Here is a 26,969-nt window from a genome sequence, read left to right on the forward strand (position 1 = left end):
ACCCGTGCGCGAAGCCCTGGCGCAGACGGTCATCGAAAAGATCATCGAGCGCGACCGCGAACGCCAGAAACTGCCCGACCGCCGCAAGGGCTACATCCAGAAGGCCAGCGTCGGTGGCCATAAGGTCTATCTGCACACCGGCGAATACGAAGACGGTTCGGTCGGCGAAATCTTCATTGACATGCACAAGGAAGGCGCGGCCTTCCGTTCACTGATGAATAATTTTGCCATCGCCGTGTCGATCGGCCTGCAATACGGCGTGCCGCTGGACGAATTTGTCGATGCCTTCGTCTTTACGCGCTTTGAACCGGCCGGTCCGGTCAGCGGCAATGATTCGATCCGCTCGGCGACCTCGATCCTTGACTATATCTTCCGGGAACTGGCGATTTCCTATCTCAACCGCGAAGACCTGTCGAACGCCGATCCGGATGAGCTGAACGCCGACGGTCTGGGTCAGGGGCATGGCCTGTCGAAGCTGGTCGATGACGGCAATGAAGGCATTGCCGCCTCTCACCTGATTTCCAAGGGTTTTATGCGTGGACAGCCGGACAATCTGGTCGTCGTGCCCTTTGGACGCAAGGCCCCGAAAACGGACGATCCGTCCCTGCCGCCCGAAGCGCAGGGGGAATAGTCCAGCCTCCTCCCCTGTGAGCGGCGCGAACGGGAGAGGTGTCGAGCAAGCGAAGCGCCTCAAGACGGAGGGGGCGTTCGGCGGGTTTCGCCCCCTCCGTCTCGTCGCTTACGCGACGATCCACCTCCCCCGCTTTGCAGGGGAGGAGATCAGGCCCACGCCTTTTGCTTCAGCCATTCCTCGGCAATCTGCACCGCATTCAGCGCGGCCCCCTTGCGCAGATTGTCGCCGCTGATGAACAGGGTCAGGCCGTGCGCCACGGTCGGATCGCGGCGGATACGGCCCACCTGCACCGGGTCACGTCCGGACACAGCCAGCGGATTGGGGACATCGGCGATTTCGACGCCGGGGGCTTCGGCCAGCAGGGCCAGCGCCACCTCAGGCGTCATAGGGCGCTCAAACTCAGCATTGATCGACAGGGAATGGCCCGTAAAGACCGGCACGCGCACGCAGGTCGCCGCTACCAGCAGGTTCGGAATTTCAAGGATTTTGCGGCTTTCGTCGCGCAGCTTCAGTTCCTCTTCCGTATAGCCGTCCTCGCCCAGCACATAGTTCAGCGGCACGACATTATAGGCGATCGGCACGGCCCATTTGCGCACCGGTCCCAAATCGACCGCCGCCCCGTCCTGCGCCAGCGCGGCGCAGGCGTCCGCCCCGGCCACGATCTGATCGCGCAGGATTTCAACCCCCTCCATACCGCCACCGGACACGGCCTGATAGGTGCTGGCGATCAGGCGCTTCAGCCCCGCCGCCTCATGCAGCGGCTTCAAGACCGGCATGGCCGCCATGGTCGTGCAGTTGGGGTTGGCCACAATGCCCTTGGGCGTGTGCTTCAGCGCGTGCGGATTGACCTCCGCCACCACCAGCGGCACGTCCGGATCGCTGCGCCAGGCCGACGAATTGTCGATGACGATGGCCCCGGCGGCCGCCACCTTTTCGGCCAGCGCCTTGGAGGTGGAACCGCCCGCCGAGAAGAAGACGATATCAAGGCCGCTATAGTCGGCGGCGGAGGCGTCCTCCACCACGATTTCACGCTCCCCGAAGCGCACGCGACTGCCGGCCGAGCGCGCCGAAGCAAACAGGCGCAGCTTGTTCAGCGGGAAGCGGCGTTCGGCCAGTATGGACAGCATCATGCCGCCGACAAGGCCCGTCGCGCCAACTATCCCCACATTGGGAAACTGCGTATAATGGGATTGATCGTTCATAGGTCACGTCTCCTGCGTCAAAAAAGTTTGGCGGGAGGCGCGAGGTTTTGGGTTTTCTGTGAAACCGGCCCCGCGCATTCCGCGGGGCTTCGTCCAGATGCCTTGGCTTACACCGTCAGCACGACCGGACCGGCCCCGCGAAGCGGGTCGGCTTGGTAGTGGCTTTGGTGGTCGTCATCTGGAACATGAAAGCGGCTTTACCGGGAATGACGGGTTTTGTAAACCGCTCTTATACCTCTCCGGTTTATGGGGAGAGGGCGCAGGCCCCGATCTTGCTTAAGAAAAGCGAAACCATATGAGGTGTCCCATCATGAAACGCATCGCTCTGGCCGTGGCCGCGCTTTCGCTGTTTGCCCTTCCCGCTTCGGCGCAAAACCCTGTACAGATCAGCCGCGCCGGTTCGGGCGCGTCCTGCCCCGGCTGCAACCTGTTTCAGGCCGATTTTTCCGGTAAGACGCTGAAAGGCAAGAACTTCGCTGGGGCGCGCCTGCGTCAGGCGGACCTGTCGAGCGGCGTTTTCAACGGCACGAGCTTTGCGGGCGGTGACCTGCGTGACCTCAACGGGTTTGGCTCGCTGTTCGGCCATGCCAATTTCGCGCGCACCAATCTGACCAACGCCAATTTCGTCGGGGCCTATCTCGAAGGGGCCAATTTTGCAGGTGCCAATCTGAGCGGCGTCAACTTCTCCGGGGCCGAGATGGCGTCGGCGCGCGGCATCACCCAGCGCATGATGGATCAGGCCTGCGGCGACAAGACGACGGTGGCACCGAAGGGTATCCGCGTTCCGGTGTGCTAAACCTATGGGGTGTGGGGTCCGTGACCCCAAGTCTTCTACCCTCAAAGAAAAACCCCCTCGGCAAAACCGAAGGGGTTTTTCTTTGAATATAAAGGTTTGTGGGGCCGCAGGCCCCACACCCCATCCGTTTTAGCTCACCTTGATCGGCAGTTGCGTCCGGATATGCAGTTCCTTCAACTGCTTCTCCGTCACCTCCGACGGCGCGCTCATCATCACGTCCTGTCCCTGTTGGTTCAGCGGGAAGGCGATGACTTCGCGGATCGCCGTCTGCCCGGCCAGCAGCATCACGATGCGGTCGATACCGGGGGCCAGACCGCCGTGCGGCGGCGCGCCGTATTTGAAGGCGTTGAGCATCCCGCCGAACTGGCTTTCGACCACATCAGCGCCGTAGCCCGCGATCTCAAAAGCCTTGAGCATGATCTCCTGCTTGTGGTTCCGGATCGCACCGGAGCACAGCTCATAGCCGTTGCAGACGATGTCGTACTGATAGGCCAGAATGTCGAGCGGGTCCTTGGTGAGGAGCGCCTCCATCTCGCCTTGCGGCATGGAGAACGGGTTGTGCGAGAAATCGACCTTCTTCTCGTCCTCATTATACTCGAACATCGGGAAATCGACGATCCAGCAGAAGCGGAACTGATCCTCGTCCACCAGGTTGAGATCCGTGCCGACCTTGGTGCGCGCCAGACCCGCAAACTTATAGAAGACCTTGGGGTCGCCGGCCACGAAGAAGGCCGCGTCGCCCTGCCCCAGACCCAGCGCCGTCATCAGCGCCGTTGTGGCCTCGTTGCCAAGGTTCTTGGCGATGGGGCCGCCCCATGCGCCCTGATCCTCAGACCAGAAGATGTAGCCGAGGCCCGGCTGGCCTTCGCCCTGCGCCCACGAATTCATGCGGTCGCAGAAGGCGCGCGAGCCGCCCTTGGGGGCCGGAACGGCCCACACGGCATTGGCGCTGTTTTCGAGGATACGCGCAAACAGCCCAAAGCCGCCGCCGCGGAAATGCTCGGACACGTCCTGCATCTCGATGGGGTTGCGCAGGTCCGGCTTGTCCGAGCCGTACTTGGCAATGGACTCTTTGTAGGGGATGCGCTGGAACGGATAGCTGGAAACGCGCTTGCCTTCGCCGAACTCGGTAAACAGGCCGTGCATCACCGGCTCGATGGCCGCGAATACGTCTTCCTGCGTCACAAAGCTCATCTCGATATCGAGCTGATAGAATTCCAAGCTACGGTCGGCGCGCAGGTCTTCGTCACGGAAGCACGGCGCGATCTGGAAATAACGGTCGAAACCCGACACCATCAGCAACTGCTTGAACTGCTGCGGCGCTTGCGGAAGGGCGTAGAACTTGCCCGCATGCAGGCGCGACGGCACCAGGAAGTCGCGCGCCCCTTCGGGCGACGAGGCGGTCAGGATGGGGGTCTGGTACTCCAGAAAACCCTGCGCGACCATACGATTACGGATCGACTGAATGACGCGCGAACGCAGCACGATATTCTTGTGCAGGGTTTCGCGACGCAGATCGAGGAAGCGGTTCTTCAGGCGGATTTCTTCGGGATATTCCGGCTCACCGAACACTGGCAGCGGCAGTTCCGCGGCTTCGGACAGCACTTCGATATCCGACACCACGACTTCGATCGCCCCGGTCGGCAGGTTGGGATTGACGGTCGCTTCGTCGCGCGCCACCACCTTGCCATCGACGCGAATAACGCTTTCAGCGCGCAAGCGTTCGACCTTGGCAAAGCCCGCGCTGTCCGGATTGAACACCAGTTGCGTCAGGCCGTAATGGTCGCGCAGGTCGATGAACAACAGGCCACCATGGTCGCGCTTGCGGTGAATCCAGCCCGACACGCGCACCTCGGCGCCGGCGTCGGTGGCGCGCAGCGCGCCGCAGGTATGGGTACGGTAACTATGCATTGTGAGTCTCTGAATCCGGCTCAAAAAACGGTTGGGGGCTAGGGCACATGACAGGGGCTGATTGTCAAGACTTGTGTCCGGACTCCCGGCAAAAAGCCGCCTTAGGATTTAGTTTTTATTTGCAAGTGAGATTCTTTTTTTAGGTTTGAACCACGGATGCACACGGATGATCGCCTGCGGCGATCGCACGGATAATCAGGCCCACACGCCTCAGCCTTCTCGGACCATCCGTGAGCCTGCCCGCTTAGCGGGCGGGCATCGGTGTCTATCCGTGGTTCATTCTTTTTGTCGGCACCATCCATCGCAAAGATAAATTGCGAACCGCAATTAACCCCCGGCTCCACTTAGGCTTAGGCGATACGCTTCCAGTGCCTCCGAACGTTGGGCGGACTCGGCGACGTGTATCAGGCGGGTTTCCTTCAATTCAACGGTCGGGTGGCTGGCGCAATGTCCAGCAAACCACAGGACTTCTGACAATGATTCATCAGGATGCCACGTGGTCAAGACATGGTGATCATCCGGAATGGGGGCGATACTGAATACCGAGATATTGGCCCAATCGACCGCATCGTGCCATGCTTCACACGCGGCACCCCATGCCAACGCGTAAAGACACCCGCTGCTCACAAGCCATGTAGCCACCTTCTCCCGCCACACCTTGTCAACCGTCATGTCGGCAATGATAACAGCCCGGAAAGGCTTGTTACCCAACTCAGGCAGCGCTTTTGCGGGCGTAATGTGCAGATATTCAAATTCCATGGAACAACCCTAGCCTTTAAAAGCGGGAAACAAAAGCGATGGCCTTTGTGTAAACCATCTGGGTTTTAACCATGGATGCACACGGATGATCGCCTGCGGCGATCTCACGGATAGTCAGACCCACACACCTCAGCCTTCTCGGACCATCCGTGGACCTGCCCGCTTAGCGGGCAGGCATCCGTGTCTATCCGTGGTACCTTTTCCCCAGATTAGTCCCCGGAACGACCCAAAGCCATAATGCGCCTGCCGATTGCCTTCTGCGCCCCATCTTCCTAAGTTAAGCGCATGGCGCATCAGTACCCGCTCGACCTGTCCCTGCCCGCCCCCTATGCGGCGGCAAACTTTGTCGTCTCCGACGCCAATCGCGGGTTGTTTGCGCTTTTGATGACGCCCGCGGACTGGCTGAACCCGCATCTGGTACTGACCGGCCCGGCCGGCTCTGGCAAGACCCACGCCGGCCATGTCTTTGCTGAAACGCACGGGGCGCACTGGCTGAACCCCGCCGCGCCCGTGCCGGACAACGCCACCCTGTTCGTGGTCGATGAAGCCGAGGCCTTCGATCAGGAGGTCCTGTTCCACCTCTATAACCGCACGGCGTCGGATGGCCGCCTGCTGCTGCTGTCGCGGCAGCACCCGGCGCAATGGACCATCCGTGTCCCCGATTTCGAGTCGCGGCTGAAAGCCATGCGCGTCGTCGATATGCCGGAACCGGACGATAGCCTGCTCAAAAGCGTGCTGAAAAAGCTGTTTGAGGCGCGGGTCATCACGCCGTCCGACGACGTGCTGGAATATCTCAGCCGCCGTATGGAGCGCTCCGTGGCGCACGCCCAAAAAATTGTCACAGGTCTTGAGGCATATGCCAACGGCCGCGCCTTTACCCGGTCGCTGGCGCGTCAATTTATCGAGACGAGTGAAAATATGACTTGGTTCGATGATTGGGATGAGATTTAGTCAGGAACATATAAGAAAATAAGGATTCTGAACCGCTATGCCTGCGTCCGAAACCGTCAATGACATTATCCGCACGACCGAGTCGGTGGCGGCTGAGCCTCAGCCAGAGTCTCAAATTGATCTGACCTCGGACGAAGCGCTGGGCGATGCGCTCTATATCAACCGCGAACTGTCGTGGCTGGCCTTCAACAAGCGGGTGATCGAAGAAGCCGAAAACCCCCGCCATCCGCTGCTGGAGCGTCTGCGCTTCCTGTCGATTTCAGCCAACAATCTCGATGAATTCTACATGGTGCGCGTCGCCGGGCTTCAGGGTCAGGTGCGCGAAGGCGTGCGCATCCTGTCCGAAGACGGCCATACCCCGGCCGAGCAGCTTGAGGCCGTCAACAAGGTCGCTCAGGCCCTGATGAACAAGCAGCAGACCATCTGGTCCAAACTGAAGGCCGAACTGTCGGCCAATGGCCTGATCCTGCTGGACCACAAGGAAGTCACCAAGACCGACACGGCGTGGCTGGAAAAGCGCTTCCATGAGCAGCTTTTCCCCGTGCTGACGCCGCTGGCGATCGACCCGGCGCACCCCTTCCCCTTCATCCCCAATCTGGGCTTCTGTATCGCGCTCAAGCTGCAACGCCGCGCCGATGCCAAGACGCTGTATGCCCTTGTGCCCATCCCCACGGGGGTGCGCCGTTTCTGGGAGATCGGCGGCAATTCGCGCGGTCAGAACACGCGGCGCAAATTCGTCACGCTGGAGGGCATGGTGGTCATGTTCGCCCAGCAGATCTTCCCCGGCTTTGACATTCTGGGCAAGGGCGTCTTCCGCATCATCCGCGACTCGGACATCGAAATCGAGGAAGAGGCCGAAGACCTTGTGCGTGAGTTCGAGGCCCTGCTGAAGCAGCGCCGCCTCGGTTCGGTGGTGCGCGTCAAGTTCGGCGCCTCCATGCCCGAAGACCTGCGCGAATTCATCATCGAACAACTGCACGCCCAGCCGCAGGATGTGACGATTGTCGATGGCATTCTGGGGATGTCCGAGCTGTCGCAGCTTATCCCGCCCGACCGCAACGACCTGAAATTCAAGCCCTATACGCCGCGCTTCCCCGAACGCATCCGCGACAATGCCGGGGACATCTTCTCGGCCATCCGCGAAAAGGACATTCTGGTCCACCACCCGTTCGAGAGCTTCGACGCCGTGGTGCAGTTCCTGCGTCAGGCGGCGCGCGACCCGAACGTCATCGCCATCAAGCAGACGCTTTATCGCACCTCCAAAGACTCGCCCATCGTCGCCGCCCTCATTGAGGCCGCCGAGCAGGGCAAGAACGTCACGGCGCTGGTCGAAATCAAGGCGCGCTTTGACGAAGAGGCCAATATGCGCTGGGCCCGCGCCATGGAACGCGCCGGGGTTCACGTCGTCTATGGCTTTGTGGAATACAAGACCCACGCCAAGCTGAGCGTCGTGGCGCGCCGCGAAGGCGAGGCCTTGCGCACCTATTGCCACTTTGGCACCGGCAATTATCACCCGGTGACGGCCAAGGTCTATACGGACCTGAGCCTGTTCACCGCCGACCCGGCGCTGGGGCGCGATGCTATGCGTGTCTTCAACTTCATCACCGGCTATGCCCGCCCGGACGTGATGGAAAAGCTCTACTTCTCGCCCGTGACGCTGAAGCAGGGGCTGATCTATCTGATCGAGCAGGAAATCGCCAATGCCCGCGCCGGCAAGCCCGCGCAAATCTGGGCCAAGATGAATTCGCTGGTCGATCCGGTGATCATCCGCAAGCTCTATCAGGCCTCGCAGGCCGGGGTGCAGATCGACCTTGTTATCCGTGGCATCTGCTGCCTGCGTCCCGGCGTGGCGGGCTATTCGGACAATATCCGCGTCAAGTCGATCGTCGGACGCTTCTTGGAGCACACGCGCATCGTCTGCTTCGCCAATGGCCATGCCCTGCCGTCGGATCAGGCCCGCGTCTTCATCTCATCCGCCGACTGGATGAGCCGCAATCTGGACCGTCGCGTCGAAACCCTGATCCCCGTCGATAATCCCACCGTGCACCGTCAGGTGCTGGATCAGATCATGGTCGCCAACCTGAATGACGAGGCGCAATCGTGGAACCTGTCGTCGGACGGCACCTATACGCGCTTTGATACGACCGGCCTTGATGCGCCCTTCTCGGCCCACGAATACTTCATGACAAACCCGTCGCTGTCCGGTAGAGGTCGCGGCGTCAAGGATCTCCCCCAAGCGTTTGATCATGTCGGTGCCCGAAAGTAGCTTTGCCCCCCTTCCCGTCGCGACGGCCCTGCCCGCCGCCTACTACACGGCCGTTATCGACATCGGGTCCAACTCGGTGCGTCTGGTCATCTATCGCATTGAGGGGCGCTCGATCTGGCCGGTGCATAACGAAAAGGTGCTGGCCGGGCTGGGGCGTGAACTGATGCGCAGCGGTCGCTTAAGCCCGTCGGGCTGCCGCGACACGCTGATCGCGCTGAAACGCTTTCGCTTTATCGTCGATTCCTACCCCCTGTCGCAGGTGCACGCCGTGGCCACCGCCGCCATCCGCGAGGCCGTGGACGGCCCGGACTTGGTGCACAGTATCGAGGCCGAAACCGGCTTCAAGGTCCGCGTCCTCAGCGGGGCCGAAGAAGCCTATTATTCGGCGCTGGGCGTGCTGTGCGGCCATGACGATGCAGTCGGCGTGGTCGGAGACCTCGGCGGTTCGAGCCTTGAACTGATTGATCTGCAAGGTGAAAACGCCTTCAAAGGCATAACCCTGCCTCTGGGGCCATTCGCGCTGGGGGCTCCGGCAGCGGTCGATATCGACAAGACCCTGACGCACATTCGTGAGGTTCTGACGCCCCACAAGGATCGCTTTCAGTTTGCAACTTTTCATGCGGTCGGTGGCGCTTGGCGCAACCTCGCCATCATCTGGATGCAGAAGGCCAACTATCCGCTTCAGATCGTTCAGCAATTCGAGCTGCCCGCGCGGGAAGCCCTCAATATCTGCCGCCTGATTGCCACCCAGTCGCCCGCCTCGCTGGAGCGCATCCGGGGCGTCACCAAGCGACGCATGGAGCATCTGGCCTATGCGGCTCTGGTGCTTCAGGCCCTGATCGAAACCTTCGGCTTCGACACCATCAACTTCTCGGCCAACGGCCTGCGCGAAGGCGTGCTGTTTGAGCAACTGCCCAAGGACGTGCAAAAGCGTGATCCGCTGATCGAAGGCTGCGCCGCTCTGGGCGCGCGTCAGGGCATCAGCAACGATATGGGGCCGGCTCTGGCCCAGTGGGTGTGCGATTTCTATGATACCACCTCCGGCATCGACATACCCGATGTGCGCCTGATCCGCGCGGCGGCCAAGCTGTCGGACATGGGCGCGCTGCTGCACCCCGACCACCGCGCCGACCTCGTCTGCGATCAGGTGCTGCGCGCGCCCATTCCGGGGCAGAACCACGCCGAGCGTGTCTTTCTGGCCTGCACCCTCTTCACCCGTTATTCGGGAGACGCCTACACCAAGGAGCCGGTGCTGATCAGTCGTATTCTGGGCGATGAGGGGCTTGAACGCGCCACGCGATTGGGTCTGGCCCTGCGGCTGGGCTGCGACCTGTCGGCCAAGTCGGGTGCTCTGCTCAGCCACGCCCACCTGACGCAACAGGGCCGTGATCTGGTGCTGGAGGCCAAGAGCGGCTGGGAAGACCTGCTTTTGGGCGAACAGACCCGCAAGCGGGTCAAGGCAATGGCCAATGCGCTGAAACTCAATCTGAAAATGGGAAGTTATTGAGGCTCATGCCACCAGAGTCTGAAAGGCCAGATGCGAAACTGAAAACATGGGCAGGCCTGATAGTAGTGGTTGTCGGCATAGCTGCCTTTTTCTCGCATGGGTATCTGTTCGATTTGTGGGGCCAGAGACTTCAATTTCGCTGGGCATCGCTCGGTTGGTTTGGCTGGTTATCCGTTGTGGCTTTCGGTGCCGGAGCCATGACCGGGGGAATCAAGGATGGACTGAAGACTGCGGCTGGTGTGATTGGCTTGCTGTCCTTAGCCTTGATTGTAGGATTTCTAAGCGGAAAATACAGCTAACCTTCTCCTCCCTGTGCCGAAGGCATGGGGACCGGGCCGCCGGTGCGGGTGGATTTTGGCGCGAAGCGACAAAAGCCGGAGGGGGATGACACAGAAAAAGGCCAGAGGCGCAAGCCCCTGACCTTTTGCAAGCTCTATATTCAGTACACGGAATAACGGAAGAGTCATCCCCCCTCCGCCTCGCAAGCTCGGCACCTCCCCATCGCTACGCGACAGGGAGGAGGGTTGAGACTTACTTACCGGTCAGCTCCTTCACCAGCGCCTTTTGGTCATAGACCTTGTCCAGCGCCTCAAGGATAGCGGTCGAGGCCACGGTGACGGTGCGGTTGATCGTGCCATCGTAATAATAGGCCCCACCCAGTGAGTGGATATTGCCGTCGAAGGCCGCGCCCACGACTTCCGCCCTGGCATTGATCACCGGTGAGCCGGAATTCCCACCGATGATGTCGTTGGTCGAGGAGAAGTTATAGACGATCTTCGGGTCGATCTTGCCCTTGGCGGCAGCGAACTTCGGCGACAGCTCATAGGGGTCATTGCCAGTCGCACGATCATAGAGACCCGCAAACTGCGTAAAGGCCGGCACGGTCTGACCGCGATAGGTCCAGCCCGTCACCTTGCCGTAGGACAGGCGAAGCGAGAAGGTCGCGTCCGGATAGGTCGAGTTGCCATAGGCCTTAAAGCGGATCTTGGCGACCTTTTCGGCAGCGATACGCGTCGGGCCGGAAACCTTTGCCTCATATGCCTTGCGCAGGGCCAGCGCCTGATCGTCGATACGAAGGGCATACTGGATCATCGTGTCGTCTGAGGCCTGAATGGCCGCCAGACCGCCGTCCCACAGGGCCTTGCGCACCGCCGGATCACCCAGCTTGGTGCCTTCGATCAGACGTTTCGACAGGCCTTCGGGCGATTCCTTACCCAGCATCAGCTTGGTGATGGCGTTGTCCGTCGTCAGGTATTCGCGGGCCTTAAGCAGGCGGAATTCGAGGAAGATGCGCTCATGCGCCGGGATGATGTTCGCCTTGTCCAGCAGGCGCTTTTCGACCAGCGGCAGGCGCGTATCGGCAAATTCCGGCAGACGCTCGGCCGATGGCTTGGCGCGCTCCTTGGCGGCACGCACCAGGGTGCGGGCATAGGAGAACAGGCTCGACGAATTGAGCGACGAGTCGAGGAAATAGTAGGGCAGATAGAGGTCCTTGGCCGTCACCTGAACCGCCGCCAGATCGGCCCATGGATCGCCATAGAGCGCCTTGTCTTCAGCGCTCATACCGGCCTTTAACGCGGCTTCTTCGGCGCGCTTGGCCTCCATGACCTTAGGGTCCTGAAGCGCCAGTTGCTGACCGTAGAAGACTTTGAAGCCGTTTTCGAGGCTGGTCAGGGTATCGACCGTGATCTTCTTGTTGGCTTCCGATTCGGCGCCGAACTGGATCAGGCGACCGCGCAGCTCCGAGCGCATCAGTTGCTGCGTCGGAATGGTCACATCGCGCAGGGTCTCAAGCTGAGAGACCGTCAACAGACGGCTGGTCGAGCCGGGGTTGCCGGCCACCAGCACCAGTTCGTTCTCCTTCGGCGCGGTGGTGGCGAATGTCAGGTGCTGCGGCGTCTTCACCGGCTGACCGTTTTCGTACAGGCGCAGGAAGCCGGAATCGAGATTATAGCGCGGGAAGTTGAAATTGTCGGGGTCGCCGCCGAAGAAGCCCGCCTTATATTCCGGATAAAAGACCAGGCGCACATCGGTATAGCGGCGGTATTTATAGAGCTTGTACTCACCGCCCTGATAGAAGCTGATCACCTGACAGCGGATCGTCTTATCGTCGCCGCAACCCGCTTTTTCCAGTTCCGCCGACTTGACGTTCTGCGCCTTGACGAAATCAGCGCCGGTGAGGCCCTTGGTCGCGGCGTTAATGTCCTTGGTCACATCCGTGATCGACAGCAGGATTTCCGCCGTCTGACCGGGGCAGGTCTTTTCCTCGGTGCGCGCCTTGGTCAGAAAGCCGTCATTGACGTAATCGGTCTGCGGCGTGGTCAGGTCCTGCGCACAGGCAATCACGCAGTGGGCATTGGTCAGGACCAGACCGTCCGGCGACACGACCGAGGCCGAGCAGCCCGACAGGCGCACGGCCGCGGCCTGCACCTTGTCCATCCACGCCTTGTCGAGCGTGACGCCGTAGGTTTCCTTGACCTTGGCCGTAGGGAAGTTGTCGAAGGTCCACATGCCTTCGTCGGCCAGCGCCGTACCCGGCGCGGCAGGAGCCATTACGGCGGCCAGCGCAAAGGCGGCCCCATAGGTGAGGACGGATTTCAGCGACATGCGAGCGCATCCTGTGTAAATTTATAACAGGCTGCGGACTTTACATGAGCGCCTTTGTTGCGCAAGAAACCTTAACGGCGGCCAGATTACATTTTTGTTAGAATATCGCGCACCGCGGCGGGATAAAGCCGGTGTTCCTCTGTCAGCACGCGCGCCGCCAGCGTATCGGGCGTGTCGCCTTCAAGGATCGGCACGCGGGCCTGAGCGATCAAAGCCCCTTCGTCCACCCCGGCGGACACCCAGTGGATGCTACACCCGGCCTCGGCATCGCCCGCGTCAATCGCGCGTTCGTGGGTGTGCAGACCCTTGTACTTCGGCAGCAAGGACGGGTGAATATTGATCATCCGCCCCTCCCACTGCGTCACCAGCCACGGCGTCAGGATGCGCATATAGCCGGCCAGACAGATGAATTCGACGCCGCGCGCCCGCAACTCAGCGTCAATGGCGCGCTCGTGCGCCTCGCGGTCCTTGCCGAAGGGCTTGTGATCGACAGCCAGCGCCGCAATCCCCTGCGACGTCGCCCACTCAAGCCCTGCGGCGGCAGGGTCATTGGAGACCACCACGACGCATTCGGCCGGAAAGTCCGGAGCTTTGGCGGCTTCGACAAGGGCCATCATATTGGACCCCCGGCCGGAAATAAAAATGGCGATTCTGGTTTTGCGTGTCATGCAATCCTCCTACTCCCCCAACCTGTTTGGGGGAGGTGGCATCCGCGGAACGGATGACGGAGGGGGGCTCGGATAAGCACCACAACGCAGCGCTTTCACAGCTTGGGCTGCCCCCCACCACCGCATCTCGCCGCATACATGCGGCATCGTGCGGTCCCCCTCCCCCGCTGTCGCAGGGGAGGTATATGTTCTTACCCCGCGACCAGTTGGCCGCAGATAAAGGCGTCTTCGCCCGCATTGAGCAGCGCCGCCAGCACGGCGTCGGCATTGTGCGGCTTCACATAGAGCACAAACCCGACACCACAGTTAAAGGTGCGCAGCATTTCGTGTTTGTCGATATTGCCCGTCTGCATCAGCCACTGGAAGACCGGCGGGAAGGTCCAGCCGTCGAAATCGAACTCGGCCTTAAGCCCCTCAGCAATGGCGCGGCCGGGGTTTTCGATCAGGCCGCCGCCCGTGATATGCGCGCCGCCGGTGACCAGACCCGCCTTCATCAGCGGCAGGACCGACGAAATATAGATGCGCGTCGGCTCCAGCAACGCCTGCGCCAGCGACTTTTCGGTGGCAAACGGCGCGTCGTCGGCCCAGTTCAGGCCCGACCGCTCGACCACCTTGCGGATCAGCGAATAGCCGTTGGAGTGAGGACCCGACGACCCCAGAGCGATGATCAGATCGCCTGCCGCCTGTGCCTCTAGCTTCGGCAGCACCTTGTCGCGGTTGACCGCGCCGACGCTGAACCCGGCCAGATCATAGTCTTCGCCCTCGTACATACCGGGCATTTCGGCGGTTTCCCCGCCGACCAGCGCGCAGCCCGCGCGCTTGCAGCCTTCGGCAATCCCGGCCACCACGCGGCGCGCCGTATCGACGTCGAGCTTTGACGTCGCGTAGTAGTCGAGGAACATCAGGGGCTCAGCGCCTTGCGCCAGCAGGTCGTTGACGCACATGGCCACCAGATCGATGCCCACCGTGTCGTGGCGGTTGGTGTCGATGGCGATGCGCAGCTTGGTGCCCACACCGTCCGTCGTGGTGACGATCAGCGGGTCGTCATAGCCCGCCGCCTTGAGGTCAAACAGGGCACCAAACCCGCCCAGACTGGCTTCGGCACCGGGGCGGCGCGTGGCCTTGGCCAGCGGTTTGATGGCGTCCACAAGCGCTTCGCCCGCGTCGATATCGACGCCGGACTGGGCATAGGTAAGGCCGTTGGATTGGGGCTCGGTCATAAAACTAACCTTAAGTATACGCGCCGGAAAGCGATTTGAGGGTGATTTGAGGATGATTTGGGCGCTCTATAGCGGGCTTGACGCTTTTCGTCCCGCAAAAACTTGCTATAGCTATTCGCAAAATCGTCAAATCGTGCGCCGGGCAGCCGCCGTGCGGTCCTCTCTTTTCATCGCCGTGGAAAAAGACGGGCATCCCCGTCGCGCTTCACGCACAAAGTCGTATTTATGCCCACTATCACCACGACCGCCGCCCTCACCGACTTCTGCGCCAAAATCGCCAGCGCCCCGTTCATCACCGTCGATACGGAGTTCATGCGCGAAACCACCTACTGGCCCAAGCTGTGCCTGATACAGGCGGCGTCTGAGGACCACGCGGGCATTATCGACCCCCTGTCTCCTGACCTTGATCTGAAACCGTTTCTGGACCTGCTGACCGATCCGGCCATCCTCAAGGTGTTCCACGCCTGTCGTCAGGACGTGGAAATCTTCAACAATCTGGGGGCCATGCCCGCCCCGGTCTTCGATACGCAGGTTGCGGCGATGGCGGCGGGCTTTGGCGATCAGGTGGCCTATGATTCGCTGGTCCGTCAGGTGATCAAGGTCGATATCGACAAGGGCTCGCGCTTCACCGACTGGTCGCGCCGGCCCCTGTCCGAGCAGCAGTTGCAATACGCGCTGGGTGACGTGACGCATCTGGCCAAACTCTATCCGAAGCTGGTCGAAAAGCTCAAAGCGCAGAACCGCTACGAATGGGTCGCCGCCGAAATGGCAGACCTGACCGATCCGAAGCTCTACAACACTTCGCCCGACGACGCCTGGCGGCGGCTGCGTCCGCGCAAGCCCTCGCTGAAATATATGGCGGTGTTCAAAGAGGTCGCCGCGTGGCGCGAGCGCGTGGCGCAGGAGCGCGATCAGCCGCGCGGCCGTATCCTCAAGGACGAGGGCGTGGACGAAATCGCCACGCAACTGCCCACCGATGCGGCGGCTTTTGATCGGCTGCGCTCGACGCCCAAGGGCTTCGGGGCGTCCAAATTCGGCATCGAACTGTGCGACGTGATCCAGACGGCTCTGGCCGAGCCGGAAAAATACGCCCCCAAGGTCGATAAGGCCCCGCCCCCGGTGCAGGTCCCGGCCAGCGTGGTGGAACTGCTGAAGGTGCTGCTGCGCGTGCGCTGCGAAGACGAAGGCGTGGCCCCGAAGCTGATCGCGTCTGTGGCCGATCTGGAAAAGATCGCGCTGGATGACAAGGCCAATGTCCCGGCGCTCGAAGGCTGGCGACGTAAGGTGTTCGGCGACGACGCCATCAAGCTGAAAAAAGGCGAGCTGGCTCTGGTGCTCAACGGCACCCGCGTCGAAGTGGTCGAGCTGGATTAGATTCGCGGCCGAAGAATTTAGCCACGAAAAACACGAAAATCACGAACAACGCGGTCAACATTTGGCGCGCCGCGCTGTACATGAAGTCCTGCCACAATGACAGCAGGCCCTTCGGGCAAAAAGGGGGGCAGCCTTTTTGTGCCTTTCGTGTTTTTCGTGGCCAATAAAAAACCCCGCCGGGCGCACCGGCGGGGTTTTTAAGTTCCGGCAATAAGCCTCAGATTAGCCGACGATTTCGGCTTCCGAGAAGAACTGCGCGATTTCGATAGCGGCGTTTTCGTCCGAGTCCGAACCGTGCGCGGTGTTTTCACCGATCGACAGGGCGAACAGCTTGCGGACGGTGCCTTCGGCGGCCTGTTCCGGGTTGGTGGCACCCAGCACTTCGCGGTACTTGGCGACGGCATTTTCGCCTTCCAGAACCTGAACGACGACCGGCGCGGCGGTCATTTGCTCAACCAGTTCACCGAAGAAGGGGCGCTCCTTGTGGACGCCGTAGAAACGCTCGGCCTGAGCCTTGGTGAAGTGAACGCGCTTCTGAGCGACGATGCGCAGGCCGGCGGCCTCGATCACGGCGTTGACGGCGCCGGTGATGTTGCGGCGGGTGGCGTCGGGCTTCAGGATGGAGAAGGTGCGGGACATGGGAAATCCGTTTTGTCTTGCGTTTAGGTTGGGGCGGCTTATAGCGAGGCCGACGGCTTACGCCAACCGCTTTTTTACGACGTTTTTTACAGTCTCATGCTTCAGATCACCAACCTGACCTACGACGCCTATGGTCGTCGCTTCTTTGATGGCGCCAGCCTGACCCTGACGCCGGGAACCAAGGCCGGTCTGGTGGGGCTGAATGGCGTCGGTAAATCGACCCTGTTCGGCCTGATTTTGGGCAAGTCACAGCCTGGCGGCGGCGAAATCACCACGCCCAAAGGCTGGCGCGTGGCCAGCGTCGATCAGGAAATCGCCGCCTCGCCTCAGCACCTGATCGACGCGGTGCTGGCCATCGACACGCGCCGCGCCAATCTTTTGAAGGCGCTCGAAACCGCCGATCCGATGCAGCAGGCGGAAATCCACCACGACCTCTATGCCATTGGCGCGGATCGTGCGCCGTCACGTGCTGCGGAAATTCTCAGTGGTCTGGGCTTTTCCAATGCCGACCTGACGCGGCCCATCTCGGATTTTTCCGGCGGCTGGCGGATGCGCGCGGCTCTGGCCGGGGCGCTGCTGGCCGAACCCGACCTGTTGCTGCTTGATGAGCCGACCAACTATCTCGACCTCGAAGGGGCGTTATGGCTGGAAGCCAAGCTGAAACGCTATCCCAATGCCGCCCTGATGATCTCGCACGACCGCGACCTGCTCAATGAGTCGGTCGATGCCATCGTGCATGTGGTCGGGCAAAGGCTCGACTACTACAGCGGCAATTACGATAATTTCGAGCGGATGCGCGCCGAAAAGGCCCGCCTCAATGCCGCCAATGCCGCCAAGCAGGAGGCCGAACGCGCCCACCTTCAGGCCTTTGTTGATCGGTTCAGGGCCAAGGCGTCCAAGGCCTCGCAGGCGCAGTCGCGCATGAAGAAGCTGGAAAAGCTGCCGCCGATTGCCGCCAATATTCAGGACCGCGTGGCCCCCTTCCGCCTGCCCTCGCCCGAAAAGGAACTGGCTCCGCCGATCCTGCGTCTGGACGATGCCAGTGTGGGCTATGGGGATACGGTCATTCTTCGGAACATCAACATCCGGCTCGATCCCGATGATCGGATTGGGGTTTTGGGGGTCAACGGGGCCGGTAAATCGACCTTTGCCAAGCTGCTGGCCGGGGCACTGACCGAGATGCACGGCACGCAGTGGCGCGACCGCCGCATGACCGTCGCCTGGTTCCATCAGCATCAGATCGAGGCCATGGACCCGGAGGACACGCCGCTGGAGATGATGCGCCGCGCCCGTCCGGATGAGACGGAGTCGAAACGCCGCGGGCGTCTGGGCAGCTTTGGCATGACGGTTGAAAAGGTCGAGACCAAGGTGAAGGACCTGTCGGGCGGTGAGCGCGCGCGCCTGCTGCTCAACATGGTGGCGATGGACGGCCCGCACCTGCTGATCCTCGATGAGCCGACCAACCACCTTGATATCGACTCGCGCCGCGCCCTGCTCGATGCGCTGAACGATTATGAAGGCGCCGTGCTGATCATCACGCACGACCGCTCTCTGGTCGAGCTGGTGGCGGACAAGCTGTGGCTGGTCAATGACGGGACGGTGAAGACCTATACCGGCACGATGGACGACTATGCCAAGCTGGTGGTCGAACGCGCCAAGACGGCCACCCGCGAAGAGGCGCAAGCGGCCGCCAAGGACAAGCCGGCCAGCGTCAATACCAAGGAGGCGCGCAAGGCCGCTGCCGCCGCCCGAAACGCCATCGCGCCTTTAAAGAAAAAGGCCGATGATCTGGAGCGTCAGATTGAGACTTTGGGCAACAAGATCAAGATGATCGACCTGAAACTTTCGGACCCGGACATCTATGTGAAAGCGCCCACTGAGGCCGTCAAACTCGGCAAGGAAAAGGCGAAGCTCGAAGACGATCTGGTGAAGCTGGAAGGCGACTGGATGGAGGCCGCCGAAGTCTATGAGACGGCCAAAACCGAGGCGGGGCTATAGACTTCCCTCCTCCCCACGCTTCGCGCAGGGAGGAGAGAGGTCTGCAAATTGCGAGATTTGCGGCGAATAGCAGGAGCCTAGCGCCGCAGGTACGCTTGTACCTGCAAGCGACGGCGACGAACCAGAGCATTCGTCGGCTAAGTTGAGCCGCCGAATGGCTCTAATTATTTCTAACGCCTCATGTTTTTCCGAAAAGTGGTGTCCACTTTTCGGCATGAGGCTCTAGGCGCCCAAAGACCGCGATTTGCCTAACCGCAGGTGACCGACTTTATGATCCCCGTATCCGTATCGAAGATGATCGTCTGACGGTCGGCGCGGTAATCCATGGTCGCTGCGCAGGTCGAGCACAGGACGCGGCGCTTTGAGGGCTCCAGCGGCACCGGGATCTGGGTGCGCGGCTTGCCCACCAGATATTGCAAGCCCTTGGCCTCACACTTATCGGTATCGACCGGTTTAAATTCCGGCGGCTTTTGCGGCGCCGGGCGCGAGACGGCGGGCGGCGGTGGCGCAACAGGCGGCGGGGCCGGCGTCGAACAGGCGGCCAGCAGCCACAGGGCCGAACCGGCCGCGATCTTTTTCATCATTGCACCTTCTCCCAACGACCGGCGTCGTTTTGTTTCCAGTAGGCCAGATCAAGATTTTGGGCCTTCAGCGTCTTCCATTGGGCGCGCGCCCAGTTCAGATGCGTCTCGTCGTGCCCCTCGAACAGGATCAGACACCTCTGATACGGCGACAGTTCGGGCAAATTCATGGCCGACACCGAGAACAGCACCTCGGCCCCGTTGGCATTGCCGCCGCTGTCGCCCAGCAGCACCGGCTGGCGCGCCGCCTGAGGCTCGCTCTCCAGCCCATGCGGCAGCAAGGCCTCATCACGATACGCCCACAGGTGCTGATCCAGCCCCTCCAGCGTATCGCCCGCCTCACCCAGCACATAGGCCTTCCAGCCCTTTTGCAGGGTTTTCTCCAGCAGGTCCGGCAGGGCGGCTCTCAGCGGCGTGCGTTCGAGATGATAGAACCAAATCTGGGTCATGGCATTCTATACCTCGCCAACGTGCTGGGGCCCCTGCCTCGGCATGTGCCCCCCTCCGTCTTTTGTCGCTTCGCGTCAAAATCCACCTCCCCCGGCACGCCGGGGGCGTATGAATCACGCCTCGTAATAGGCCTCAACCAGCGCATTGAGCGTGCGCACGCCAAACCCGGTGCCGCCTTCGGGCACGGTGGTCAGCCGCTGCTCATTGGTCCAGGCCGTCGGAGCGATGTCGATATGCGCCCAAGGCACCTCATTAACAAAGCGCTGGAGGAACAAGCCCGCCGTGATCGAACCCGCCGGACGGCCGCCGATATTGCGGATGTCGGCGATCTTGGAATCAATCTGCTTTTCGTACTGCGCAGGCAGCGGCATCCGCCAGGTGTTTTCCGACACCGACTTGGACGCATCGGCCAGCCTGTCGGCCAGATCGTCATTGTTGGAGAAGACGCCCGCATAATCCATGCCCAGCGAGATGATCATGGCCCCGGTCAGGGTGGCCAGATCAATCATGAACTGCGGCTTGAAGCGGTCCTGACAATACCACAGGGCGTCGGCCAGAACGAGGCGGCCTTCGGCGTCCGTATTGATGACTTCGATCGTGGTGCCCGACATGGCCTTGACCACATCGCCCGGACGCTGGGCATTGCCGTCCGGCATATTCTCGACCAGGCCGACAATACCGACGGCATTGACCTTCGCCTTGCGCCCGGCCAGCGCCACCATGGCCCCGACCACGGCCGCCGAACCGCCCATATCCCACTTCATATCTTCCATGCCCTCGGCGGGCTTGATGGAGATACCGCCGGTGTCGAAGGTCACGCCCTTACCCACAAAGGCCACTGGCTGCGCGTCGCCCGCACCGTTCCATTGCATGACGACCAGCTTCGATTCCTTGCGCGAGCCCTGCCCCACGCCCAGAAGCGCGTTCATACCCAGCGCCTTCATCTCGGCTTCGCCCAGCACCTCGACCTTAAGGCCGAGCGTCTCATAGCCCTTGATGATTTCGGCGTAGGATTCGGGATAGAGGACGTTCGGCGGCTCCGACACCAGATTGCGCGCCAGAATGATGCCCTCAGCGACCGCCTTCAACGGTTGATAGGCCGCTTCGGCAGCGGCCACATCCGCCGTCACCAGCGTGATCGTCTTCAGCGCCGGAAGCTTGTCCAGCTTGGCCTGACCGAAATACTTGTCGAAGCGATAGGCGGCGAGCGTCAGGGCAAAACGCACCGTCGCCACCTCTTGCGCCGCAAAGCCCGACAGGTCGAGCGCCACCGAGGTCAGGCCCGACGCTTTCAGGCCATGCCACAGGCTGCCTGCCACCGATTCGAGCGTCTGGCCTTTCAGGTCGCCCAGAGGTCCGGCCCCCAGCGCCACCAGAGCCGTGTAGGACTGATCCGGCGTGGCCGATACCGTCTGCACCTTGCCCTTAGCGCCGGTAAAACCCGCTTTTTTCAGCGCCCCGGTGAAGTAGCCGCCCGTGGCGGTCTCCAGCGCCTGCGCAGCGGTGCTGAGGGTCAGGCCCTCGCCGACCACAACGGCCAGGGCGTTATCGGCGGGAAGGATGGCGGACAGTTCGATCTGCATGGAAACTCCATCTGATACCAGCGGCCGAAAATGCTGAGCGCACAGGGCCGCTGAAGACACGCGTAAGCTACGGGCCGCTCACACACCCCATGTCACTCAGGGCAGGGGCCCGCAATCCGCGCCCGTTTAAGCACCATTTGCCCGGCCGTGGCAAGGCGGTCACAGTTGTCTCAGGGCAAACAAACAACCGATTTTTCTACTGCACTGCGGTAGATGGCTTGCTATTGCCTCACTATGCAGTCAAAACAGACGGCATAGAGAGTGTCCGGCCATAATTTCGACATGGCTGCCGCTCACGTGCCATCTTTGTTTCTTTTCATTTTTTCAGGCTGGCCATTGCGTACGATCGAAGGTTACATCTCGCGCCAGATGCGCACGCCGATTCTGGGGGCGATTGCCGCCCTGACGGCTATCGCCATCCTGTCGCAATCCCTGACTCAGTTCGACGTCATTGTTGAACGCGGGCAGAGCCTGAGCACCTTCCTGAAAATCACCTTCCTGGCCCTGCCGCAGTTGTCCGGCCTGATCTTTCCGGTGGCCATTTTTGTCGGCACGCTGGTGGCGCTCAACCGTATGCATAACGACCATGAAATCGTGGCCAGCTATGCCAACGGCATGTCGTTGTGGCGTATCGCGTCTCCGGTGGTGCGCTTTGGCGTCTATATCACCCTGACGGGCCTGCTGATGACCCTGTTCATCCAGCCCGCCGCCTCCCGCGCCATGCGGGAAGAACTGTTCAAGATCAAGACCGACGTCATTGCTGCCGCCGTGCGCGAGGGCGACTTTTCGACGACGCCGTCGGGCATGACCATCTACGTGCAGCGAATTGATCAAAGCGGCCTGTTGCGTCAAATCTTTATCCGCACGCCCGGCGCCAACGGGCAGGACCGCACCTATATGGCGCGCGAAGGCCGCGTGATTACGCCGGCCAAGGGTGGGCAGGTCCTAATCCTGCGCGATGGCTCGACGCAGCAGTTGTCGCCGCAGGGCGTGCTGAACCATCTGACCTTTGCCGAATACTCCTTCGACATTTCGCAGTACGTGATTTCCGAAGATTATCTGCACTTCAAGGATTCCGACCGCTTCCCGCATGAACTCTTCTTCCCCAACCGCGCGATGGAGTGGGAAAACGGTAACTGGACAAAGCTGATGGCCGAAGGTCATGCCCGCATTTCGGGGCCACTGTACAATCTGGGCTTCTGCTTGCTGGCTGTGGTGGGCGTTCTGGGGGGGGCGTTCAGCCGTCAGGGCTATGGCCGCCGCATCGCCACTGTCTCTTTTATCGCCGCCGGTATCCGCATCGTCGGCTTTGCTATTGAGGCCGGTTGCGCCAATACCCCCGTGGCCAATATTCTGCAATATGTCGTGCCGGTGGCGCTGATCTGGGCTTGCCTGGCCATCATCCGCAAAAACGACCGCACCTGCGTGCGGAGCAAGGCCACAGGCGCGCAAAACCTGAGGGAACTCAGACCCCTCGGAGGTCAGGCATGAACCCGCTTACCGCCGTTCTCACTCTGCTGAGCTATGCCAATCCATGGCGTCGGGAACGTCTGACGACCTACATCATCACGCGCTGTCTGATGGCCGTCGGCACGGCTCTGGTGATCGTCTCCAGCATTATCTTCCTGATCGACTACGTGGAAGTGTCAAAATCGCTGGGTCAGCGCGGTGACCTGAGCAGCCTGCAGATTGTCGGGCTGCTGCTGCTGAAATCTCCCAATATTATTCTCGTCCTTCTGCCCTTTGCCTTCCTGTTTGGCACCCTTTCGGCCTTTGTGGGACTGAACCGCCGTTCCGAGCTGATTGCCATGCGCGCCGCGGGCATGTCGGCCTGGCGCTTTGTGCTGCCGGTAGCCGGCATGGCGGCCATTCTGGGGGCCCTGACCATAACCGTCCTCAACCCCATCGCCACCCGGCTGGCGGATGAGTACGATCGTTTTGCTGCGTTCCAATCGCAATCTGATACCCGCGCCAAAACGGGCGAGGTCTATCTGAGGCAGGGGGACGGCAAGCAGCAGACCGTTATCCATGCTCGCAAACAGAGCGATGACGGACGCCTGATCGACGCCAGCTTCTGGACCTTCGCTCTGGACGAAACCGAAATCCCGCGTTTTCTGACACGTATCGACGCCTCAGAGGCGGTTCTGCGCCCCGGAACCTGGCAACTCAAGAATGCGCGCGTCAGTAAACCCGGCGAGTCCCTGTTGTATTACAACACCCTGTCTATCGACTCGAATTTGAGTCCTGATCGGGCGTTCAGCCGCTTTGCCGTACCGCAATCGACCAATTTCTGGCAACTGCCCGGCACCATAATGCAGATCGAGTCTTCCGGCTTTTCGGCCGCAGGCTACATTCTCCGCCTGCACCAGTTGCTGGCCACGCCGCTGATGTTCGCCGCCATGACCGCGCTGGGGGCCGCCTTCAGCCTGCGCCTGATGCGGATTGGCGGGCTGGCGCGACTGACCCTATCGGGTATCGTGCTGGGCTTCATGGTGTTTTTCCTTAATCAGCTCTGTGGTTCGCTGGGCAAGGCCGAGGTTATCCCTGCCTTTCTGGCCGGCTGGGCCACACCGCTGGTCGCCTTTTTGACGGCCCTGACATTGCTTGTTTACACTGAGGACGGCTAGGAAAAGGAATTGACATCTGAGGACGCCCGGTGCGCCCTCGCCCTACTCATATGAAAAACTGTCCTGAGTGTCCTGACTCTGAAACTCGTTCGGCTTTCGACATGAAAAATGAAGCGAAATTCAAATTCACGATACCCGACAGTCGTCTGGCAACCTATTATTAGCCAAATCACCCGAAGCGTTTGTCCCGCGTTCCCTTCCATCAGGTACACCCCACATGAGAAAAGCGTCGCTCAAGCTGAGCGTAGGAGTCCTGACCTTAGTGGCCGCCGGCGTTGTCAGCGGAGAAGCCGCCGCGCGCCCGGAAACCGATGCCGAAGGTGAACTGGGTGTAAGGGGGGTTCGCTTTTTCGCCGATGACAGCGATATGGCCGCACCGACGGTCGAGGCTGTCGCGCGCCCGGCACCTGTTGTGACGACGGCCCCTGTCCCTACCCCGGCTGCACCGCCTGCGGCCGTCAATCAGACGATTGCCGACACCTCCGAAGTCCCGCATGTCACGCGCCCCCGGCGCTCTGCCGCCCCCGCTGCGGAGGCCGTCGCCCTGCCCGCCCTGGCTCAGGCCGTAACGGATAGCCCGCCGACATCTGCGCCTGCCCCGGCTCTTGCCACTGCGCCCGTAACGATGACCGCACGCCTGAGCGATGAACAGGTGTTGAAGGCCGAACGCGACCGCCTGAACGGCAAGGATAGCCCCAACGGCAACAAGCCTGCGGAACCACCGCTGCCGGACGATGGGCTGGGTGAAGAGGGGGCGTTTATCACTGCGGACGAGGTCACATCTCCGGAAGACAACATCATGCTGGCGCGCGGGAAGGTCGAGATGCGCTGGGAAGGCCGCCTCATTCGTGCTGACGAGGTCCGCTACGATCAGACGACCGGTAAAACCGTGGCAACCGGCAATGTGCAAACGATCAATCCGGACGGTTCGGTGCAATATGCCGACCGGCTGGAGGTCGATAACGAGCATTCGTCCGGCACCGGTGATCGTATCGCTTATATCGACGGCGAAAAATCCAAGCTGTTCGCCAACAAGGTTGAACGTCTGGATGAACAGACCAACCGCCTCAGCGAAGCGATTTTTACCCCCTGCGAACTGTGTGTAAAAAACAATGTCACGCAGGAGCCGACCTGGCATATTCAGGCCAGTTCGATCACGCAGGACAAGAAACACCGCGTGGTGATCTATCGCAACGCTATCATCAAGGCCAAGGGCGTCCCCGTCCTCTATCTCCCTGTTCTGTGGCACGCCGACGTGACGGCCAAGCGCAGCTCAGGCTTCCTGATGCCAAAGCCCGGCTTTTCAGGGCGGCGCGGAGCGACGCTGGAGTTGCCGTACCTGTGGGCGGTCTCGCCCTACACGGACATTATCATCAGCCCGGAATTTTCCAGCAAGCTCAATCCACTGCTGTATCTGGAACTCAACCGCCGCTTCTACTCCGGTGATTTACACAGCCGCTTTGGCGTCACCAACGAGCGCTTCTTTGATAATGATGGCCGCAAATGGGGCGAAAGCGCTACCCGTGGCTTCATGCTGCTGGATGGCAAGTTCGATATCAACGAAGACTGGCGCTGGAACTTCACGGCGCAGCGGGTATGGGACAAGACCAGCAACGGCCTGCTGTCGTGGTCGGCCGACACCAATGGTAACCCGGTCTCGACGCCCATTCCTGCGGGTCTTCCGATCTCGAACTTCTACGAACGCTATAAGGTGGATGAAGGCTTCCCTTATGCCGGGGATTTTTCGAGCAATTCGCGCCGCCTGATCAGTCAGATCAATCTGGTGCGTCAGACCGATACGGCCTTCTTCAGCGCCTCGCTGATTTCGTTCCAGAGCCTGGCTATTGGCGGTCAGCACCGGCTGAGTTCCGATCTGGCAACAAGCCCAGTTCTCTATCTGGCAGAGCGCGACCGGTTCCAACCCGTTGTCGCCCCCATGATCGACGCCTATTGGTCGCCGGACAAGGAAATACTGGGCGGGCGTCTGACCCTGTCGGCCAATGCCGTGTCGATCATTCGCAAGACAACGCCTTCAACGGACATTTTCCCCGGGGCCGATGCCATAGTAACCAAAGGCAACACAACGGTTGATTATCGTGGGTCTGTTGATACGGCGCGCGCCAATATCGGCCTGTCGTGGCGGCGCGATATGGTCACCCCCGGCGGCCTCAAGTTCGCGCCCTTCCTCGATGCCCGTCACGACGAATACTATCTGCGGGACTATCTCAATAGCGATCAGATAGCCCTATACGCGAAAGACTACCCCCTTCCATCGTCAGGCGTTGCGGATACTCGCCGCATATCGCGCAGCCTCGGTACGGTCGGCCTCGACCTCTCCTATCCGCTGCTGCGTAAGTTCGCCGGCTTATCCGTGGTGGTCGAACCCATCGCGCAAATCGCCCTGTCCCCCGATTCGCAGGTTGAGCCCTTCCTCACCAACGAAGACTCAAATGCGTTCGAAGTCGATGCGACCACCCTGTTCAAGGCCAACCGTTCCCCCGGTTTCGACCTTTACGAGGGTGGCAAGCGTCTGAATGTGGGCCTGAAGACCCAGCTCAGCTACGATTCAGGCTTCCGTTTCTCGTCGCTGATCGGTCGTGCCTTCCGCAAGACCCCGGAAGAAAACTTCTATCGCCTCTATAAGATCGGCAATACGACCTACAAATACGACGCCTCCAGTCTGGCCAACACCAGGTCCGACTGGATCGTACAGGCGGATGTCGATACGGGCCGGGGCCTGCGCCTTTACACCCGTCAACGCATCGGCGATGATGGCACGATCCGCCGGGGCGAAACCGGGGTGAGCTATTTCAGTGCCAATACGCAGCTCACCCTGCGCCACCAGTACGACAAGACGGCTCTGCTTGGCCTGAAGAACAACTATAATTTCACCGTCGTCGATGGTGAACTGGTGCCGACCGTGGGCTACCACGACCTGCAACTGTTCGGGCAGCACTTCTTTAACTCCCGGTGGGGCGTCTCCGCTCAGGTCAGCCGCGACATGCTGCGTGACCGCTGGCTGCGTTCCGAAGCCTCGGTCATCTATAAGGATGACTGCGCACGTCTGGAGCTGGTCTATCAACGCGATGAAACGGCCCTGCTCGGCAATAATGGCAAAGCGAATGAGTCTATTTCGGTTCGGATAAGTCTTGCCACATTGGCGCCATCGGACGATGATTTTGTCAATGTACGCTAA

20 protein-coding genes and 1 pseudogene are annotated in these 26,969 nt (G+C 61.0%); 11 read left to right on the plus strand and 10 right to left on the minus strand.

What is annotated here, in order from left to right:
* Positions 1-631 (plus strand): annotated as a pseudogene (locus tag Q0072_RS07655) (hypothetical protein); the annotation flags it as partial.
* Between the two features lie 149 nt (positions 632-780).
* Here Q0072_RS07655 and Q0072_RS07660 read toward each other — a convergent pair.
* Positions 781-1,836 (minus strand): aspartate-semialdehyde dehydrogenase, encoded by a 1,056-nt coding sequence (locus Q0072_RS07660; protein WP_298328012.1) that lies wholly within the window; start codon positions 1,834-1,836, stop codon positions 781-783.
* 310 nt (positions 1,837-2,146) lie between these two features.
* Between Q0072_RS07660 and Q0072_RS07665 the strand changes: the two genes are divergently transcribed.
* Positions 2,147-2,632 carry a pentapeptide repeat-containing protein gene (locus Q0072_RS07665; protein ID WP_290796831.1) on the plus strand — a complete coding sequence of 162 codons (486 nt, stop codon included), beginning with the start codon at positions 2,147-2,149 and terminating at the stop codon, positions 2,630-2,632.
* A 129-nt stretch (positions 2,633-2,761) separates the two neighbouring features.
* Here Q0072_RS07665 and aspS read toward each other — a convergent pair whose 3' ends face one another.
* Together aspS and Q0072_RS07675 are read right to left on the minus strand one after the other, a co-directional pair.
* Complete coding sequence (aspS, locus tag Q0072_RS07670) at positions 2,762-4,543, minus strand: aspartate--tRNA ligase (protein WP_298328024.1); 1,782 nt, start codon at positions 4,541-4,543, stop codon at positions 2,762-2,764.
* A 327-nt stretch (positions 4,544-4,870) separates the two neighbouring features.
* Positions 4,871-5,302, minus strand: a complete 432-nt coding sequence (locus Q0072_RS07675; protein ID WP_298328027.1) for a hypothetical protein — start codon at positions 5,300-5,302, stop codon at positions 4,871-4,873.
* A 285-nt stretch (positions 5,303-5,587) separates the two neighbouring features.
* Here Q0072_RS07675 and Q0072_RS07680 point away from each other — a divergent pair, with 285 nt between their 5' ends.
* From Q0072_RS07680 to Q0072_RS07695, 4 genes are read left to right on the plus strand one after another with little or no spacing between them, the layout of a single operon-like run.
* Positions 5,588-6,253 (plus strand): DnaA/Hda family protein, encoded by a 666-nt coding sequence (locus Q0072_RS07680; protein ID WP_298328029.1) that lies wholly within the window; start codon positions 5,588-5,590, stop codon positions 6,251-6,253.
* 37 nt (positions 6,254-6,290) lie between these two features.
* Entirely contained in the window at positions 6,291-8,519 is a 2,229-nt protein-coding gene (locus tag Q0072_RS07685) for an RNA degradosome polyphosphate kinase (protein ID WP_298328032.1), read from the plus strand.
* Entirely contained in the window at positions 8,500-10,026 is a 1,527-nt protein-coding gene (locus tag Q0072_RS07690) for a Ppx/GppA family phosphatase (RefSeq protein WP_298328035.1), read from the plus strand. The genes Q0072_RS07685 and Q0072_RS07690 overlap by 20 nt, the downstream gene beginning before the upstream one ends.
* Before the next feature lie 5 nt (positions 10,027-10,031).
* On the plus strand, positions 10,032-10,325 hold the full coding sequence (locus Q0072_RS07695) for a hypothetical protein (RefSeq protein ID WP_298328038.1): 294 nt from the start codon (positions 10,032-10,034) through the stop codon (positions 10,323-10,325).
* Positions 10,326-10,557: 232 nt separating this feature from the next.
* Here Q0072_RS07695 and Q0072_RS07700 read toward each other — a convergent pair whose 3' ends face one another.
* The 3 genes from Q0072_RS07700 to purM all read right to left on the minus strand — a co-directional run bounded on the left by Q0072_RS07700 (position 10,558) and on the right by purM (position 14,521).
* Entirely contained in the window at positions 10,558-12,633 is a 2,076-nt protein-coding gene (locus tag Q0072_RS07700; protein ID WP_298328041.1) for a S46 family peptidase, read from the minus strand.
* Between the two features lie 86 nt (positions 12,634-12,719).
* Positions 12,720-13,301: a phosphoribosylglycinamide formyltransferase gene (purN, locus tag Q0072_RS07705; protein ID WP_298328044.1), complete on the minus strand. Its 582-nt coding sequence runs from the start codon at positions 13,299-13,301 to the stop codon at positions 12,720-12,722.
* 191 nt (positions 13,302-13,492) lie between these two features.
* On the minus strand, positions 13,493-14,521 hold the full coding sequence (gene purM, locus Q0072_RS07710) for a phosphoribosylformylglycinamidine cyclo-ligase (RefSeq protein WP_013480481.1): 1,029 nt from the start codon (positions 14,519-14,521) through the stop codon (positions 13,493-13,495).
* A gap of 225 nt (positions 14,522-14,746) precedes the next feature.
* Here purM and rnd point away from each other — a divergent pair, with 225 nt between their 5' ends.
* Positions 14,747-15,895 (plus strand): ribonuclease D, encoded by a 1,149-nt coding sequence (rnd, locus tag Q0072_RS07715; protein ID WP_298328048.1) that lies wholly within the window; start codon positions 14,747-14,749, stop codon positions 15,893-15,895.
* Between the two features lie 222 nt (positions 15,896-16,117).
* On the opposite strand, the gene ndk is transcribed toward rnd, so the two are convergent.
* A complete protein-coding gene (gene ndk / locus Q0072_RS07720; protein WP_013480483.1) occupies positions 16,118-16,534 on the minus strand; it encodes a nucleoside-diphosphate kinase in 417 nt (138 codons plus the stop codon).
* Positions 16,535-16,630: 96 nt separating this feature from the next.
* Between ndk and Q0072_RS07725 the strand changes: the two genes are divergently transcribed.
* Positions 16,631-18,532, plus strand: coding sequence for an ABC-F family ATP-binding cassette domain-containing protein (locus Q0072_RS07725; protein WP_298328051.1), 1,902 nt, complete (start codon positions 16,631-16,633; stop codon positions 18,530-18,532).
* 248 nt (positions 18,533-18,780) lie between these two features.
* Here the strand turns inward: Q0072_RS07725 and Q0072_RS07730 are convergent, their stop codons facing one another.
* The 3 genes from Q0072_RS07730 to Q0072_RS07740 all read right to left on the minus strand — a co-directional run bounded on the left by Q0072_RS07730 (position 18,781) and on the right by Q0072_RS07740 (position 21,146).
* Positions 18,781-19,116, minus strand: coding sequence for a proteinase inhibitor i78 (locus Q0072_RS07730; protein WP_298328054.1), 336 nt, complete (start codon positions 19,114-19,116; stop codon positions 18,781-18,783).
* Positions 19,113-19,562, minus strand: a complete 450-nt coding sequence (locus Q0072_RS07735) for a DNA polymerase III subunit chi (RefSeq protein ID WP_298328056.1) — start codon at positions 19,560-19,562, stop codon at positions 19,113-19,115. The genes Q0072_RS07730 and Q0072_RS07735 overlap by 4 nt, the downstream gene beginning before the upstream one ends.
* Before the next feature lie 114 nt (positions 19,563-19,676).
* Positions 19,677-21,146, minus strand: coding sequence for a leucyl aminopeptidase (locus Q0072_RS07740; RefSeq protein WP_298328059.1), 1,470 nt, complete (start codon positions 21,144-21,146; stop codon positions 19,677-19,679).
* Between the two features lie 336 nt (positions 21,147-21,482).
* Between Q0072_RS07740 and Q0072_RS07745 the strand changes: the two genes are divergently transcribed.
* The 3 genes from Q0072_RS07745 (at position 21,483) to lptD (ending at position 26,969) form a co-directional block, all read left to right on the plus strand.
* Positions 21,483-22,637, plus strand: a complete 1,155-nt coding sequence (locus tag Q0072_RS07745; RefSeq protein WP_298328062.1) for an LptF/LptG family permease — start codon at positions 21,483-21,485, stop codon at positions 22,635-22,637.
* On the plus strand, positions 22,634-23,773 hold the full coding sequence (locus Q0072_RS07750) for an LptF/LptG family permease (RefSeq protein ID WP_298328065.1): 1,140 nt from the start codon (positions 22,634-22,636) through the stop codon (positions 23,771-23,773). The genes Q0072_RS07745 and Q0072_RS07750 overlap by 4 nt, the downstream gene beginning before the upstream one ends.
* Before the next feature lie 217 nt (positions 23,774-23,990).
* On the plus strand, positions 23,991-26,969 hold the full coding sequence (gene lptD / locus Q0072_RS07755) for an LPS assembly protein LptD (RefSeq protein ID WP_298328068.1): 2,979 nt from the start codon (positions 23,991-23,993) through the stop codon (positions 26,967-26,969).

It is taken from the genome of Asticcacaulis sp., assembly GCF_027484505.1.
In the GTDB taxonomy this organism is placed as follows: domain Bacteria; phylum Pseudomonadota; class Alphaproteobacteria; order Caulobacterales; family Caulobacteraceae; genus Asticcacaulis.